At 55.2% G+C, this 14,730-nt stretch carries 15 protein-coding genes and 1 pseudogene; 6 read left to right on the top strand and 10 right to left on the bottom strand.

Annotated elements, in window-relative coordinates:
• Positions 1–14: 14 nt before the first annotated feature.
• The 7 genes from SOJ49_RS02835 to SOJ49_RS02805 all read right to left on the bottom strand — a co-directional run bounded on the left by SOJ49_RS02835 (position 15) and on the right by SOJ49_RS02805 (position 5,479).
• Positions 15–554: a 3-phenylpropionate/cinnamic acid dioxygenase subunit beta gene (locus SOJ49_RS02835; RefSeq protein WP_369856717.1), complete on the bottom strand. Its 540-nt coding sequence runs from the start codon at positions 552–554 to the stop codon at positions 15–17.
• A complete protein-coding gene (locus tag SOJ49_RS02830) occupies positions 554–1,936 on the bottom strand; it encodes an aromatic ring-hydroxylating dioxygenase subunit alpha (protein WP_369856716.1) in 1,383 nt (460 codons plus the stop codon). The genes SOJ49_RS02835 and SOJ49_RS02830 overlap by 1 nt, the downstream gene beginning before the upstream one ends.
• Positions 1,937–1,948: 12 nt before the next feature.
• Positions 1,949–2,296, bottom strand: coding sequence for a non-heme iron oxygenase ferredoxin subunit (locus tag SOJ49_RS02825; protein ID WP_369856715.1), 348 nt, complete (start codon positions 2,294–2,296; stop codon positions 1,949–1,951).
• A gap of 19 nt (positions 2,297–2,315) precedes the next feature.
• A complete protein-coding gene (locus SOJ49_RS02820; RefSeq protein ID WP_369856714.1) occupies positions 2,316–3,158 on the bottom strand; it encodes a hypothetical protein in 843 nt (280 codons plus the stop codon).
• A gap of 5 nt (positions 3,159–3,163) precedes the next feature.
• Positions 3,164–3,448 carry a hypothetical protein gene (locus tag SOJ49_RS02815; protein ID WP_369856713.1) on the bottom strand — a complete coding sequence of 95 codons (285 nt, stop codon included), beginning with the start codon at positions 3,446–3,448 and terminating at the stop codon, positions 3,164–3,166.
• Positions 3,449–3,459: 11 nt separating this feature from the next.
• The gene (locus tag SOJ49_RS02810) at positions 3,460–4,278 is read right to left on the bottom strand and encodes an alpha/beta fold hydrolase (protein WP_369856712.1); all 819 of its coding nucleotides are present in this window, start codon (positions 4,276–4,278) and stop codon (positions 3,460–3,462) included.
• A 160-nt stretch (positions 4,279–4,438) separates the two neighbouring features.
• Positions 4,439–5,479: a helix-turn-helix domain-containing protein gene (locus tag SOJ49_RS02805; RefSeq protein WP_369856711.1), complete on the bottom strand. Its 1,041-nt coding sequence runs from the start codon at positions 5,477–5,479 to the stop codon at positions 4,439–4,441.
• A gap of 550 nt (positions 5,480–6,029) precedes the next feature.
• On the opposite strand from SOJ49_RS02805, the gene SOJ49_RS02800 reads away from it, so the two are divergent.
• Positions 6,030–6,728, top strand: a complete 699-nt coding sequence (locus SOJ49_RS02800; RefSeq protein ID WP_369856710.1) for a dienelactone hydrolase family protein — start codon at positions 6,030–6,032, stop codon at positions 6,726–6,728.
• Between the two features lie 79 nt (positions 6,729–6,807).
• Positions 6,808–7,314, top strand: coding sequence for a DUF2796 domain-containing protein (locus tag SOJ49_RS02795; protein WP_369856709.1), 507 nt, complete (start codon positions 6,808–6,810; stop codon positions 7,312–7,314).
• A 34-nt stretch (positions 7,315–7,348) separates the two neighbouring features.
• On the opposite strand, the gene SOJ49_RS02790 is transcribed toward SOJ49_RS02795, so the two are convergent.
• A complete protein-coding gene (locus SOJ49_RS02790; RefSeq protein WP_369856708.1) occupies positions 7,349–7,969 on the bottom strand; it encodes a DUF3299 domain-containing protein in 621 nt (206 codons plus the stop codon).
• A 71-nt stretch (positions 7,970–8,040) separates the two neighbouring features.
• On the opposite strand from SOJ49_RS02790, the gene SOJ49_RS02785 reads away from it, so the two are divergent.
• Together SOJ49_RS02785 and SOJ49_RS02780 are read left to right on the top strand one after the other, a co-directional pair.
• Positions 8,041–8,718 carry an ABC transporter ATP-binding protein gene (locus SOJ49_RS02785; protein WP_369856707.1) on the top strand — a complete coding sequence of 226 codons (678 nt, stop codon included), beginning with the start codon at positions 8,041–8,043 and terminating at the stop codon, positions 8,716–8,718.
• 1 nt (position 8,719) lies between these two features.
• Positions 8,720–9,925, top strand: coding sequence for an ABC transporter permease (locus SOJ49_RS02780; RefSeq protein WP_369856706.1), 1,206 nt, complete (start codon positions 8,720–8,722; stop codon positions 9,923–9,925).
• A gap of 535 nt (positions 9,926–10,460) precedes the next feature.
• On the opposite strand, the gene SOJ49_RS02775 is transcribed toward SOJ49_RS02780, so the two are convergent.
• On the bottom strand, positions 10,461–10,634 hold the full coding sequence (locus tag SOJ49_RS02775; RefSeq protein WP_369856705.1) for a hypothetical protein: 174 nt from the start codon (positions 10,632–10,634) through the stop codon (positions 10,461–10,463).
• Positions 10,635–10,699: 65 nt separating this feature from the next.
• Positions 10,700–11,140 (bottom strand): annotated as a pseudogene (locus tag SOJ49_RS02770) (GTP-binding protein); the annotation flags it as partial.
• A 115-nt stretch (positions 11,141–11,255) separates the two neighbouring features.
• On the opposite strand from SOJ49_RS02770, the gene SOJ49_RS02765 reads away from it, so the two are divergent.
• Together SOJ49_RS02765 and SOJ49_RS02760 are read left to right on the top strand one after the other, a co-directional pair.
• The gene (locus SOJ49_RS02765; RefSeq protein ID WP_369856704.1) at positions 11,256–12,476 is read left to right on the top strand and encodes a hypothetical protein; all 1,221 of its coding nucleotides are present in this window, start codon (positions 11,256–11,258) and stop codon (positions 12,474–12,476) included.
• Positions 12,451–14,658, top strand: a complete 2,208-nt coding sequence (locus SOJ49_RS02760) for a TonB-dependent receptor (RefSeq protein ID WP_369856703.1) — start codon at positions 12,451–12,453, stop codon at positions 14,656–14,658. The genes SOJ49_RS02765 and SOJ49_RS02760 overlap by 26 nt, the downstream gene beginning before the upstream one ends.
• The last annotated feature ends 72 nt before the right edge of the window (positions 14,659–14,730 follow it).

Raw genomic sequence — 14,730 nt, 5'->3', positions numbered from 1 at the left:
CGCTACTTCCCAGACTAGATAAAGGTATTGATGTTTTTGCAGTTCAGCGTCGCGTTCGGCATCAGAATCAGACGCTTTTTCAGCTTCAGCTGACCGTCCACATCGGCCCAGGTATCGTAACGGCGGCCGCTGAACACATACTCTTCGTCCAGACCACGGGAGCGAATGCTCTGGAAGGTGGAATAGACCACGTACTCCCCGGCCATTGCGCCACGAAAGGCTTCGATTCCGGCAACGATATGCACGTTACGGGTGGCCGGGTTTTCGGCCCAGGCCGACGGCTGCTGAAAACGGGCAACACGACGTTTAAGGTCGCGCATGGCATCGTCAAATAGCGCCATATGCTGGGAATCAAAGAAACCGTGTTCCAGTGGATTTTCACGACGGCGGTTTTCCATGCCCGGCATCCAGTAATGGATTTCCGGGTGCAACATGGCCAGCCAGTCGTCAAAGCGTTCTTCATCCAGCAGGCGGTATTCACGCGCCAGCAGCATGCTGATGTTATGGAATTCGTCTGGAGATACCGGGGTAAAATCCTCACTTTGATAAAACATCACTTTGCCTCCTTGAGTTCGCAGCGCTCAGCCGCGACTCCGGCTTCGACACGACCGACATTACGGTTGGGAACATCGTTCCAGCTTGGTGCTTTCAGCAAATCACTCCAGAACTGGTAAAAAGCGCGGGAGTTGGCTTCATTCAGCTGGCCGCTGTAGACGTTGGCAGGCAGATCGGTTTCTTGCAGCAACGAATCCTGACCCAGGCCGACGTACAGATCCTGTTTGGCGGTTACCTTGCCACGAGCGGTTTTGGTGCAGTATTCCCAGTTTTCGCCATCGTCCATTTCAAACACGCCGGTGGGCGAGAAGGTCATCATCGCGCCCTTGCGCCACTTTTCCTTGATCTCTTCCGGAGCCGACTTGTTCACCAGCACCCAGGTATAGAGTTCGATCTTGTTCGGCCCCCGTGGCTGCCACACCCGAATGGTGTTCTGGCCCGGCAGGAAGGAGAAGTTGGGGAAAATCGTCGCCGACGATACCGAGCCAATCATATTGGAACGGAAGTCACCCAAGCGTTCAGCCACCGATGGCTTGATGGTGTGGAGATATTTATTGAGCGCACTTTCGCCCAAAACGGCCACGTTGCCGACGGTATCCAGCGCGAATTCGTAACCATGGCCATGCCAGTTAACGGAATAGGACTCGTCGAAATCGCTCACCTTGGATACCGCACCACCCAACATCGCACGGGCAGCGGAGTCATGTGTCCAACCGGCATGCAGAATGTCGCCGACAAAGTTTTCGGCGGCAATTTTCCAGTTACAGTCCATGGTGGAACGAATACAGCCACCGACAAATTCAGTACCACCTTCCTGGTTATCGAACAAGGCGTCGAAATACCAGGCCATCGGGCCGAGATACTCTTTCAGCGACGGTGCGTCGGCATCGAAGTTGGCAAAGATCAGTCCCTTGTAGCTGTCGATCAGAGCAACTTCCCGCAGCCCCCATTTCGAGGCATCAAAATTGCTGCTCTCGTAGATACCAGATTCATGCTGGCCAATCAGGTTACCGGCAATATCAAACGACCAACCGTGATAGTTACAGATAAAACCGCGCGCATTACCGGATTCGGAAAAACACACCTTGTTGCCACGATGCGGGCAAGCGTTGATAAAGGCGCGGTGGCTGCCGTCTTTCTGACGCACCACAATCACGTCATCTTCGCCCATGGTGGTGGCAATATAATCCCCGGCCTTTTTGAACTGGGATTCGTGTGCCACAAACAACCAGCAACGGGCAAAAACTTTTTCCAACTCTTGCTCGTAAATATCCTGTCGGTGAAAGATTTCACCGGAAATACGGGCATTGGGGATGTCGCAGAAACGATCCACATCACTCAGTGCTGTGGTAACGTCGACGGTTTTTATCATTGTAGTCATATCGGTAACCTCTCAGCCTTTCGCTATTACGTCAGGTTGCTGTTCAGTTGTTTCAATAAGGGCGTACAAGGCATCGCCCTCCTGTTTGACCGGATAGGTTTTGATGTTGATTTCGCAAGGAAACCCGCGAGCCTCGCCAGTCGGAATATGGAACGTGCCCCAGTGCACCGGGCACACAATCAGGTCATCTTCAATATCGCCTGCCGCCAGCGACGCCGTAGCATGGCTGCATAAGTCCGCCGTGGCGTAAAACTGGCCGCCGAGGTTGTACACGGCGATATCGCCGTGTTCCGCGTTATCGACCTTGCGGACTGCGTTGTCGGGCAGCTCACCGACCTGGCAAAGAAAAATCTGTTTCATACGATATCCGCTGTTTGGTTCAGTGCTTTTTCAATTCAATAAAGCCCAACCCGGTGACCCACTCAGGGACTGGTTGGTATTCAATCAGGCTGGTGCTATCGGCATTCACCGCTGCCATGGCGCAGACAAAGTTGCGCAGTTCCATCGCACCGTTGCCGCCATGCTCCAGAATGTGCTCGTCACTCAAGGCCATGATGGCGTTGATATTGAGTGAACAGCAGTGATCCAGAACCATGTGATCGAAGGTTTCATTCACCCGGCCAGACTCTTTGGTGCCGACCCAATGGCTAATGCCACCACTGCCAATCACCGCGACCCGCTCGTCACCGTCAAAGGCTTCAACCGCAGCAGCTATTTGCTGACCCAGCTGTTGGGCACGCTGCATGGTCAGAAACGGATCAACGGCACTGGCCAGATACACAGGAATGGCCTGGATTGGCTTACCCCGGATCTCCGCCGCCCGCTGGACGATTTTCTGAAACGGAATCGAAAACGAATGATCGGTCGAAAACGACCGCGCCACCGCCCAGTCAAAGCCGTTGGCATGACCATGAGCAGCGATATGCGTCGCCAGCGCTTCGTGATTAGGCACCGGTTGACGCTTCAAACCCGGCAGCTGATCCAGCGGGCCATCGACATCCCCGGTCGCAATACAAAACTGCGGTAAACAGGTGGTGCCAAACAGCATGTAATGGTCGTTACCGACAATAATCACGGTGTCTACATCCTGCTCGGCCAGACGTTCGGCACAGGTATCAAAGGCCGCCCAAGCCTTGTCAGCGATTTCTTTGGCCGGTGCATCCGGTGCCACAAACATCACTGGGTCATGCGGCACCAGCAAACCACTTACTATTGTTGCCATGGTGTTTACCCCTTGATCGATGCGGAATACTGGCCGGTTGAGCCAAGCTTTTGGTTGTAGGTATGCATCGAACGGTCGGGAGACATCTCGATCCAGTAGCCCATGGTCAGCATGGGATTAACACCCATTTCCTGTAGCGCTTTGACATCGAAGGTCAGGATCTTCTCGACATCTGACTCATCCAGCACAAAGCGTGACAGGAACTTGTTCGGATCTTCCTTGAATTTCATTTTCGAAAAACGGTCCATCGACAAATTCCATAACACTCGTTCGATTACATCGCGTTTCATAAGCTGCTCCCTTACTCACCAACAAACAGGGTGACCATGCGGATGAACTTGGTGCGCTGTTCGGTCTGTACCCAGTGGCCACACTGACCAAACACAAACAGATCGGCATTGGGGATGTTTTGCACCAAACGAATACCGCATTCCAGTGGTACGACCTTGTCTTCGCGGCCGTGTAATACCAGCGTCTGGGCGGTGATTTTTTGTAATGCCGGTTCCGGAAAGCCCTTCACCAGGGTCTCGCCTTCGTCGTTGGGCTTTGGCAACAACTTGCGCAGCGCTTCCTGAGCGCCTGGACGATTACTGGCTTCAAAACGGGACTGCAACAGTTCGTCAGTAATCAGCGCAGTGTTATAGGGGAACAGCTCCATCAGCTGGCGCATGTTGGCCACCGTTGGCTCATACAGCCAGGCACCGGCCAGACCCGGAGTCTGGACAAAGGTGCCCGCCGGAGTACCCAGTAACACCAGTTTGTTCAGCCGCGCCGGAGCAAATACACCCAGCCCGACACCCACAGCACCACCAAATGAATTACCCACCAGCGAGGCCTTGTCGATGCCAACAGCATCCATAAATTCGACCAGGTGATTGACCCAGAACTTGATGTCGTAGGTGGTGCCTTCCTTGAACTCGGTAAAGCCAAAACCGGCAATATCCGGCACATACACATGAAAGTGCTGGCCCAGTTCAGCCATCACACCACCCCAGTTGGTCCAGCCAGAAACGCCGGGGCCAGAGCCATGTAACAACAACAGCGGCTCACCACTTCCACATTCAAAGTAAGCCGTCTGATGACCGGATGCCGTGACAAACTTGCGTTCTGATTCATTCATAAAACCACCTCAACATACACAACTGTATTTAAACAATACTCAAACATACAGAAGTGTATGTCAAGTACAAAAATCATCCTGTAAGGACAACCACCGGTGCTGCCTGGGTACTAAGATCGACCAGCAAGTGCCAGGATCGACCAGCAAGTACCAGGAGCGGCTAGCAAGCCCCGGCCCGACGACGCCTTAATGTTTCCGAGGGCAGCTCCCCCATGCATTCACGATACTGCTGGGCGAAGCGCCCAAGATTGGAAAAACCGTAATCGATGGCCACTTCCGTGACACTGCGTGACAGCGGTGCCGACAGATCTCGGTAAGCGCACTCCATTTTCAGGCGGCGCAGATATTCACCCGGAGTCATGTCCAGCTCCCGGCGAAACAGGTTGTACAGACTGCGGGAACTCAGGCAGCACTCTTGTGCCAGGGCGTCGATATCGAAGGTGTTTTTTATATTCCGGATCAGCCAGTCACGGGCTAGACGTAGCATCGGATGCTGAATCGACCGATGCAGATGAAAACTGGTCATTTTGCCCGGCCAGCCCTGCAGTACCAGGAAGTCACACAGGCGTACGTAATCATCAATGGCTTCTTCCTGAAATTGATAGCGCTGCAGTCGAAAAACGTCGTCCACCAGCGCCGCCAGACAACCAGCGTGCTCGGATGACACAATCGCATCGCCAGGCTGATAACGGCCACCGCGCCAGTACATGCCAAAACCCAGCACGGTTCGCATCAGCTTGGCCTCGGGTATCCGGAGCAGTTGCACTCTGGCCTGTTCATGGCACCACAGCGACACCGGCCTCCCGGCAGGAATCGCACGCATGCAACCCGCGCCCAGATATTCATCACCATCGCTAATACCGCCACTCTGACAAATAACCAGCAGCAACTCACCGGGCAACACCCGGCCATGCACCGCGATAGACTTGTGACAGACCAGCTGCAGATATTCCCGCCCCCGCAGGGTTTTGCACTGCAATTCGGAGACGTGGGCGCTGCTATCAAACGCTGTCCACTTGCCCGTGATCCAAGCCGTGAGCTTGCTTTCCAACTCATGGTTGACACTAGGGTTAACATGCCCGCCGAATTCCCGGCGCAGTACACGCGGCACCGGTACTGGCAAAGCCCGAGTGCTGTGCATTTGCACACCCCAGTGTTCGCACGTCGTCTCTATTTCAGCACCAGGGTTCAAACTTGCCATGGTTACACCCCACACACAGTCAATCACTGCATCATTATTATTTTTATTCACTAATTTGTGGTTCCCGGTGTTCAGCCAGACGTATCAGCAGATACATCAAGAATAGAGTACGGCCGCCCGACCATCAGAATACACAACTGTATTCTAACTTATTACCAACATACATAAGTGTCAATCGATAATTACACGGCGGGCAGGCGCAGCAGGCCAGCGAGAAAGACAGCGGCTTGGCGATAAAGGCCAATATGACGTCGTCCGTGCCAGTGGCATATCCGCAGTAGAGCAGTCCTGAGCCCGACAGGCTCCTGGCCGTTATCCATTCAAAACCATCGGCTAACGCCGGACTATCCAGCTGCTGCACGGCGCTAGCCAGAATCGGTCGTTGCCAGGCTTATAAACGCCGCAACCCCGGCCGCTGCACACGGTTTTTTCCCGGCTCGATGGGCTCTTGCCAGTAAACCGGCCACACGTATTCTTGACAGATAAATCGTGATCCCTTATTCCAGACAGCCGATAGATACCATTATCCAGCCGCAGGGCAAGAGGTCTGATGAGCATTCTGATTCAACAACAGCAATCCATGAGCCACCAGCACGAATGGCTGCCGGTCACCGGCAGCGACACCCTGGTACTCATTTACCCGACCTGGGCTGGCATTGCTGACTTCGAACGACAAATCGCCACACGCCTGAATCAGCAGGGTTTCAGTGTCATGCTGGTTGATATTTTTGGCCAAGGTGTCGCCCTGAACAGCATGGAAGAGCGCCGTGCGGCCATGGCCACCTACCTGAACAATCGCCCACTGCTCAATCAGTCACTGCAAGCTTTTGCTGACTTCGCCCTTGAACAACCCGCTGCCAAAGACAAGCGTTTGATGGTAACCGGCTACTGTTTTGGTGGGCTGTGCGCCATGCTCAGCGCCTTGTTGCTGCCGACCATCGAAGCAGCGGCCAGCTTTCATGGACTGTTTAAAGTCCCATTGGATCTGACACCAGCCAACCCCGCCGTGCGCCTGCTGATACTGAACGGCTATCGAGACCCGATGGTGCCGGAACACGAGGTACTGGCTTTTCAGCGACGTCTGGATGCCCTCGATCTCGATTGGGTGATCATGCATTTTGGCAAGGCCATGCACTCATTTACTCTGCCCGCCGCCAATGCTCCCGATCATGGCAGCTGCTATGAATCCAAGGCGGCAGCACGGGCATGGCAAGCACTGCTGGCGTTTCTTGCCGAGTCGCGGGATTAAGCCGGGTAATTTATGACGCAGGTATTAACGGCGACCTCCTATTTTTTGTTATATTATAACAAACAAAAGGAGGTCGCCCATGAAACTACATCGACACTACCTTGCCGGGATACTACTGACGACCACTGCCTCACTGGCTCAGGGAGTCCCTGCCCACCAGCACGGAGTCGCCACCCTGCAAGCCGTTTTATCATCAACAACGCTTCATATTGAACTGCGTTCGCCCTTGATGAACCTGGTCGGATTTGAAGGCCATGCCGATACCCCCGAACAGCAACAGGCATTGGATGATGTACGCCAGCGCTTTGCCCAGGATGTGATTCAGTCAAGGCCGTGCCAATTGCAACACACCTCGATCGAATTGCCAGAGCAATCGCACGACCACGATCATGATCATGATGAACACACAGACCTGACCGTCTCTTGGGAGTTTTATTGCCCGGCGGCAGGTTCCGTCACACTGGATTCCCGACTGATCACGACGTTCCCCGGTATTGAAACCTTGCAGCTACTCTGGATAACGGATCAGCAACAGGGTGCAGATACTTTCGATCACGATCAGCCTATTCTGCTACCACGACGTTGAGCCTGTTCGCACCTCAGACGTCGGCTAACCGCTCTTATTGGTAATACGCTTCACGCTTTTCAACGGTGAGGGCGTATGCCGACTGGCCAAGGCCGTTGTCGTTTTTCTGTAAATGCAAAGTCCCTTCCAGCCAAACCGGATCGAAGATGGACTCCAGCACAAACGCATCATCCACCTGCGCATAAATAATCTGGTTCGGCGGCGGCGGCGGTACATGAATACAGGCACCAAAAAAGGGAACCAGGAAAAACTCGGTCACCCTTTGCTGATCATCAAAGTTGATTGGCACCACAAAACCCGGAATCCGTATACGTGTCCCGTCTAACTCCTGTCGCGTACGGGTTGATGTCAAGGCAGCCTGATAACGCTGCAGCCGGGCAGACTCTTCCATCGAGATATCGGAGCTGAGCTGTCCATCCAGACTATTCGCCATGGTATCGGCATCCGATCCCTCCTCAATACTGTCGAGGAGTGCCGGGCGATCTTCCAGTGCCGCCAGATCGTCATCGGGAAGCAGATCGATCCAGTCAACTTCTCGGATTGCATGACGGCTGTTCTGACCCTCGCCGGTATCCGCAGTTGCCAGCGAGGAATCGGTGCAACCAGCAACCAGGAGCAATAACAGCAAGCTGCCAGGTAAAAAGCCTTTATTCATAATCAGTACTCTGGAGTATCGAGGCCACTTTATTGTTACAATATAACAAACCAGATACTCCAGAGAAACCCATGCTGGCAATCGAGCTACAGGACATCGTGTTCCACTACCCATCCTCTCCGCCTGAGCATGCCTTGTGTATCCCACATTGGCAGGTTCCTCCCGGCCAACGCCTGTTTTTACACGGCCGCTCTGGCAGCGGTAAAACCACGTTGCTGCGTTTATTAACCGGCATGATGTCGCCACAGCAAGGCCAGATCCGCCTGCTTGGGGAAAACATCCAATCGCTGTCTCCACCGCAACGAGATACCTTTCGAGCCCAACACATCGGCCAGATTTCACAACAGTTTTATCTGCTGCCGTATTTATCCGTAGCCGACAATATTCGTCTGGCGGCGGTGCTGGCCAAAAAACCCAGTGCCTTTCTGGATGACAGAATCTATCAACTGTTAGAACAATTGGATATGCCGCCAGCGCTATTCCATCAGCCTGCCGGACGTCTCAGTCAGGGCCAACAGCAACGGGTCGCCATTGCCCGAGCCCTGATCAACCGCCCGGCGCTGCTGTTTGCCGATGAACCAACGTCGGCCCTTGATGAAGCATCCACCGCCGCATTTATCCGCCTGCTGCTGCAGAATCTGGCAACCGATACCACACTGATCATGATCAGCCATGACCACCGACAAGCCAGCTGGTTTGATCAATCGGTCGCCTTGCAAGATCTTACATCCGTTAAAAAGGGGCTTTAACATGTTATGGCGCATTGCTCGCTTGAGCCTCTGGCATCGGCGTATCACCATCAGCCTGATCGTATTGGCGCTGACACTGGCGTTTGCCGTACTGCTGGCGGTGGAACATATTCGCCATGAGGTACGTGACACCTTTACGGGTACGGTATCCGGAGTCGATCTGATTGTCGGTGCCCGCACTGGCTCCAGCAATCTGTTGTTGTACTCATTGTTTGGCATTGGCAGCCCAACCCGCAACATCAGCTGGACAAGCGTTGAAACCATTACTCAACAGCCAGCCGTCGATTGGGTTGTGCCTTTATCGATGGGTGATTCGCACCGGGGGTTCCGGGTACTCGCCACAACCGATGCGTTTTTTGCACATTTTCATTATGGCCAGCAACGCCCTTTGTTGTGGCGGCAAGGCCAAGGATTTGCCACCTCTCGTGAGGTTGTCGTCGGGGCGGCAGTGGCGCAACAACTGGGCTATATTCCCGGCGACAGTCTGGTACTGGCTCATGGTCAGGGACGTACCAGTTTCAGCCTCCACTCCGACCATCCGTTCAAAGTCTCCGGCGTGCTAGCGCCAACCGGTACACCGGTCGACCAGACATTACTGATTAACCTTGACGCCATGGATCAGATTCATGGCCACTCACCAGGGGCGCAGCCTCAAGCCGTCAGCGCCCTGCTGGTCGGGCTGAACAATCGTATCCAGACATTTGCCCTGCAGCGTTATATCAATGAATTTGACCAGGAAGCACTGCTGGCGATTTTACCTGGAGTCGAACTGTCCTTACTGTGGGAGAATCTCCGCTGGATTGAAACCAGCCTGAGATCCATTGCCGCCTTGGTCTTGCTCTCCTCCATGCTCGGCATGATCACGTTACTGCTGGTATCAATCCAGCAACGTCAGGAAGAACTCGGAACGTTACGCTCGTTAGGAGCAGGCCCCTGGTCGGTGTTTGCCCTGATTGAAATCGAAGTATTGCTGATTACCGGCAGCGCATTACTGCTGGCGCTGCTGATCACCCAACTGGGTCTGCTGGCCGCCAGCCAGTGGCTGGCACACATCACCGGCATTCAGCTGACGCCGTTATCCATCGACATCCGCTTGCTCGGCTGGCTTGGGCTACTCCTGCTGATTTCCCTGATGGTCGCAGTGATACCCGCCTGGCTTGCCAGCCGTCGTTCGCTGCTGCAGCAGTTGCACAGTGAGCGTCACTGAAGGGACCGGCTCCGTATTCGGACAGCCACGGAGGGCGTCCCTACGATTACCGCCATTTGTACAACGTAGGGACCGGCTCCGTCCGTTCGCAAAACCGGCTCCGTATTCGGACAGCCACAGAGGGCGTCCCTACGATTACCGCCGTTTGTACAACGTAGGGACCGGCTCCGTCCGTGTCCGCAAAACCGGCTCCGTCCGTTCGCAAAACCGGCTCCGTATTCGGACAGCCACGGAGGGCGTCCCTACGATTACCGCCGTTTGTACAACGTAGGGACCGGCTCCGTCCGTGTCCGCAAAACCGGCTCCGTCCGTGTCCGCAAAACCGGCTCCGTCCGTTCGCAAAACCGGCTCCGTATTCGGACAGCCACAGAGGGCGTCCCTACGATTACCGCCGTTTGTACAACGTAGGGACCGGCTCCGTATTCGGACAGCCACAGAGGGCGTCCCTACGATTACCGCCATTTGTACAACGTAGGGACCGGCTCCGTCCGTTCGCAAAACCGGCTCCGTATTCGGACAGCCACGGAGGGCGTCCCTACGATTGCAGCCACTGTCGCTCTTGAGGTGTGAAACCACTTTGCTGCGAGGCCGGTAGTCTCACCAGATTAATATCCGGTGCATAAATGCGGCTCAATTCAACAATCGTGTCAACCTCCAGACCACGTAATGCCGATACTTCCAGAACGTCAGCCTGGTTGCTCAGGGTCATTGGCCAAACTCCCATTCCGGGAACGGATCATCCATCCCGCTCCAGAGCTGGCGACCGGCGGCCAGTTCATCCTCGCCCAGGGATTCTCCCGCCTCTTGCAGGCACAGCGCAGCATCGTAATCGTGCAGAAAATTGACCGCATCGACGACGGTTACCAGCGTATCAAGCCGGGCAATATCGCTCAGAGAATGACCTTGTTCATCAGTAAAGGTAAACACCGGTAGCGGCTCGGCCAACTGACGAATTTCAATCAGCAAATCTTCGCGTAACGTACAACAAATGCAGCCATTGCTCATTTCTACCAGTTTTTCTTCAGCACGATGCAAAGCAACCTGTTGGCCCACCGTCATGACATCAATATTCACCTCACTCATGTCATTGACGATCACCGCGACCCGCAGGCCTTCGCGATTATTCAAAATGTGATTCAGAACGGTGGTTTTTCCAGCTCCCAGAAACCCGGACAGCAGCGTCACGGGAAGCAATTCAAACGGATCTTCAGACATATTCAGCCTCCTTATCGTTGCCAGACAGCGTCAAAATCTGTTTTCAGTTCTTGACGATCCCTACAAATGTTATGTTATAACAATAACAACATTAAGCAACGAAGGATTGCAACCCATGCTCATCCAATGGAAGCGCCAGGCACTGTTTCTGGCCATCACCAGCCTGCTGTTAAGCGCCTGTGGCTCTGACGACAACTCGTCCAGCAGTGATGATCACGGCCATGAAGACGAATATGGCCAACGCCTGGTCATGACGGAATTGAATGGTCAGGATATTTCGCTTTATGACCGTGACGAGGCCAGTGTGAGTCTGGTCGGTCAGGCCAACGCGGCGGCCGGGCAATTGTTAAAATCCGATGACGGCCTCAGTGCGGCGCTGATCACCTCTTCCGGCGTGCAATTTATCAGCAGCGGTCTGGCCACCGAGCCAGAAACCGATGCCATCTTCCTCGACACTCTGGCGGTGACCCTGGCAGATCCACAGCTGATCATGACGGCCAACCACTTTGCCTTGTTGCAAGACGGCAACACCGAGTTCTACCCGGCGGAAGACCTGACAGACGCCACAGGCCCAGAAGAAGACCTGACACTGACGGGTATCACCCAGACCTTCCCGGCACTGATTCTGAACGAAGGCGAAAGCCTGTACGCGGTGTTCTACGATGACCAGCTGCACGTTTACCAAGACAGCGTGCTGCAAACCAGCTACAACTGCAGTGCTCCTTCTGCGGTCATGCACAATGATGCGCTGGCGCTGATCCAGTGTGACGGTGCCTTGCGTTATCTGGTGGTTGATGAAGACGACAGCGGCTCCCACGTTGCTTACAGTGGCACCACCTTTACGGGCGAAACCGTATCCGGCTGGAGCAGTGGTGGTGAGTACATCCTGCTGTACAACAGCGATACCGTTTCCCTGGTTTACCCCCACAACGACCACACCCACAGCACCGACCCTGGCATCAGCCTGACAGATGACCAAAGCATTTGTGCTGCCGCCATCAACTACGATGCCAGTGCCCTGATTACCGTCCGTGACGACGCCAGCGCTGAAGTGCTCGACCTGACCGATAACGGTCTGGATCCGGCTACCATAAGCCTCAGCGAAGCAGAAGCCACCTTCAGCTGTGACGATATACAACTGGCCGCAGGCAGTGCGGCCTTCATGATCACCGACAACAGCAGTGGCCACCTGTACACGGTGGATTCACACGATGGTGGCGCCTGGCACCTGCATGGCAGCGCGTTGGCGTTATCCAGTGGTATCAACGTTCAGTCTACCGTGCTGCTGGAAGCAGACGACGATCAAGAGAGTGACGACGACGAACATGACCATTAATCGGCCAACCGCCACCGGTAACGGTGGCAACCCGGTCAGCAGCAGACAGACAGGCACACCGCGACGGCTGACAGCAGCCGTCATCAGCCTGCCCCTGTTGTGGCTCGCTGCCCTGTCGCAGGTCGAAGCTGAAACGGCTCCAGAAGCTGCCAGCCACTGGCAGGATCTGGAAGAAGTTCGAGTCACGGCTCCAGAGCAAACGCCTTCCGAGGCCATCAGTCCGGTACTGGATCAGGAATCGATTCAGGGTAACCGTAGCCAGTCATTGGGGGCCTTGCTCGAATCGATGCCCGGCGTCAGCAACGCCTCGTTTGGCCAGGGAGTTGCCCGTCCTGTCGTACGCGGATTATCCGGCAACCGGGTGCAAATCCTGACCAATGGTGCCGACAGCGCCGACCTCTCCGCCATGAGTTCCGACCACGCCCCGATGGCCGATCTGGCCGCTGCCAATCAGGTGGAACTGGTACGAGGCCCGGCCGCTTTCCGTTATGGCAGTGGCATCCTTGGCGGCATCGTCAATGTACAGGACAGCCGCATCCACGATACCGAACTGGATGGCATCGACGGCGAGGTCACACTGGGGTATTCCAGTAATGATCAGGGCTGGACCCGGATCGCCCGGCTTGACGCCGGTAATGGCCAGACCATTGTGCATATCGATGGTTTTGACCGTGAAGGCAACAACTATCATGCTGGCGCTAATGGCGCACAGAGCGGCGGCCGCAGCGGCGAAATTTTCAACAGCGACACCAGCAGTCAGGGTATGGCATTCGCTCTCAGCCGGATCTTCGATAATTACGGTTATCTCGGTCTCAGCATCAGCAACCTCAGCAGTGACTACGCCGTCCCCAACGAAGATAACGACAACGCCCGCGTCGCCCCTGACCAGACGCGCTACGACCTGCGTACCGAACTCCCGCTGGACAGCAGCTGGGCCAATACCTGGCGGCTGCAACTGGGCTGGAGCGACTACGAACACGATGAATCCACCGACGACCTGGTGGTCGGCCTGTTTATTCAGGCGTTCCGGGAATGGCGTACCGAGCTGGACTATCAAACCGAATCCGGCTGGAACGGCACCATTGGCATCGGCAGCAACCAGCGCAGTTTTGAACTGTGCCACGATCATTCCGGCTGTGAACAGATTGCCGACCACAGTGACGAGAGCTGGGATGGCTCCCAGGGACCCGACTTCACCCACTACGAAGGTTATGACTTTGCCCACGATACCCCGATGCCCAGTACCGTCAGTCGTGACATCATTGGTTTCTGGCACGCCGACCAGCCATTGACCTTTGGCCAGCTGTCGCTCGGCGGCCGCGTTGAACAACGTCAGATTCAGGCCGATGAGTCTGTCATCAGCGCCAGCTTCCGCCAGGACGAAGCGTATTATAAAAACCGCCATTACACCCCGGTGTCGCTGTCTGCCAGTCTTACCTACGACCTGAACGACATCAGCCAGATGATCGCGACCTTGTCGCGCTTGCAACGGGCACCCACCACCGACGAGCTGTACTGGAATGGCGACCATCATGCCACTTTCTCCTTTCAGCTGGATAACCCCGACCTCAAGCTGGAAACCGCTCGGGCACTGGATATCAGCTGGCAAAGTTACCCCGCTGCCAACGCCAGCCAATGGCGTATCAGTGGTTATTTCTACGACTATCAGGACTATATCTATAACGACCTGAAGGACTTCACCGACCCTTACCACGGCAACCGGGTATATCGCCACGAGCAAACCGACGCCCGTCTGGCCGGTGCTGATGCCAACTGGACGCAGCCCCTCAGCGAGCAATGGACGCTGGACGTCGGCGCATCCCTGACACGTGGCTGGCTGGTGCAATCCGGCGACCCCCTGCCACGCATGCCAGCCGACAACCTCATGCTCGCTTTCAGCCGCCAACACGCCCATAACCGGCTGCGGGCTGAAGTGTTCTACCACGCCCGTCAGACACGCGTTGCCACCGCAGAAACCATCAGTCCGGCCTGGTATCAACTGAATCTCGCCGCACGAACAGAAATCAGACTGGCTAACCAGACGTTACGACTGGATGCCCAACTGCGTAACCTCACCAACCAGTACGGCGAACAACATACGTCCTATCTCAAGGAATATGCCCCGATCATGGGACGTAACCTACTGCTGGAACTGCAATGGCCGTTTGGTGACTCGGGCTAACGGAATGCGCGCCACAATCAGCATGGCATTGGGACTGGCTGCTAGGGGGCTCTCAGCAGGTTCGATTGACCA

This window comes from Candidatus Thalassolituus haligoni, from assembly GCF_041222825.1.
Lineage (GTDB): Bacteria > Pseudomonadota > Gammaproteobacteria > Pseudomonadales > Oceanobacteraceae > Oceanobacter > Oceanobacter antarcticus.
The sequence above is the reverse complement of the archived record's forward strand: the minus strand, read 5'-3'. Positions and strand labels throughout refer to the sequence as shown.

Excerpts from the sequence above, each read along its gene's own strand:
- SOJ49_RS02835 (WP_369856717.1), bottom strand. The coding sequence starts at position 554 with ATGTTTTATCAAAGTGAGGATTTTACCCCGGTATCTCCAGACGAATTC.
- SOJ49_RS02830 (WP_369856716.1), bottom strand. The coding sequence starts at position 1,936 with ATGACTACAATGATAAAAACCGTCGACGTTACCACAGCACTGAGTGAT.
- SOJ49_RS02825 (WP_369856715.1), bottom strand. The coding sequence starts at position 2,296 with ATGAAACAGATTTTTCTTTGCCAGGTCGGTGAGCTGCCCGACAACGCA.
- SOJ49_RS02820 (WP_369856714.1), bottom strand. The coding sequence starts at position 3,158 with ATGGCAACAATAGTAAGTGGTTTGCTGGTGCCGCATGACCCAGTGATG.
- SOJ49_RS02815 (WP_369856713.1), bottom strand. The coding sequence starts at position 3,448 with ATGAAACGCGATGTAATCGAACGAGTGTTATGGAATTTGTCGATGGAC.
- SOJ49_RS02810 (WP_369856712.1), bottom strand. The coding sequence starts at position 4,278 with ATGAATGAATCAGAACGCAAGTTTGTCACGGCATCCGGTCATCAGACG.
- SOJ49_RS02805 (WP_369856711.1), bottom strand. The coding sequence starts at position 5,479 with ATGGCAAGTTTGAACCCTGGTGCTGAAATAGAGACGACGTGCGAACAC.
- SOJ49_RS02800 (WP_369856710.1), top strand. The coding sequence starts at position 6,030 with ATGAGCATTCTGATTCAACAACAGCAATCCATGAGCCACCAGCACGAA.
- SOJ49_RS02795 (WP_369856709.1), top strand. The coding sequence starts at position 6,808 with ATGAAACTACATCGACACTACCTTGCCGGGATACTACTGACGACCACT.
- SOJ49_RS02790 (WP_369856708.1), bottom strand. The coding sequence starts at position 7,969 with ATGAATAAAGGCTTTTTACCTGGCAGCTTGCTGTTATTGCTCCTGGTT.
- SOJ49_RS02785 (WP_369856707.1), top strand. The coding sequence starts at position 8,041 with ATGCTGGCAATCGAGCTACAGGACATCGTGTTCCACTACCCATCCTCT.
- SOJ49_RS02780 (WP_369856706.1), top strand. The coding sequence starts at position 8,720 with ATGTTATGGCGCATTGCTCGCTTGAGCCTCTGGCATCGGCGTATCACC.
- SOJ49_RS02775 (WP_369856705.1), bottom strand. The coding sequence starts at position 10,634 with ATGACCCTGAGCAACCAGGCTGACGTTCTGGAAGTATCGGCATTACGT.
- SOJ49_RS02765 (WP_369856704.1), top strand. The coding sequence starts at position 11,256 with ATGCTCATCCAATGGAAGCGCCAGGCACTGTTTCTGGCCATCACCAGC.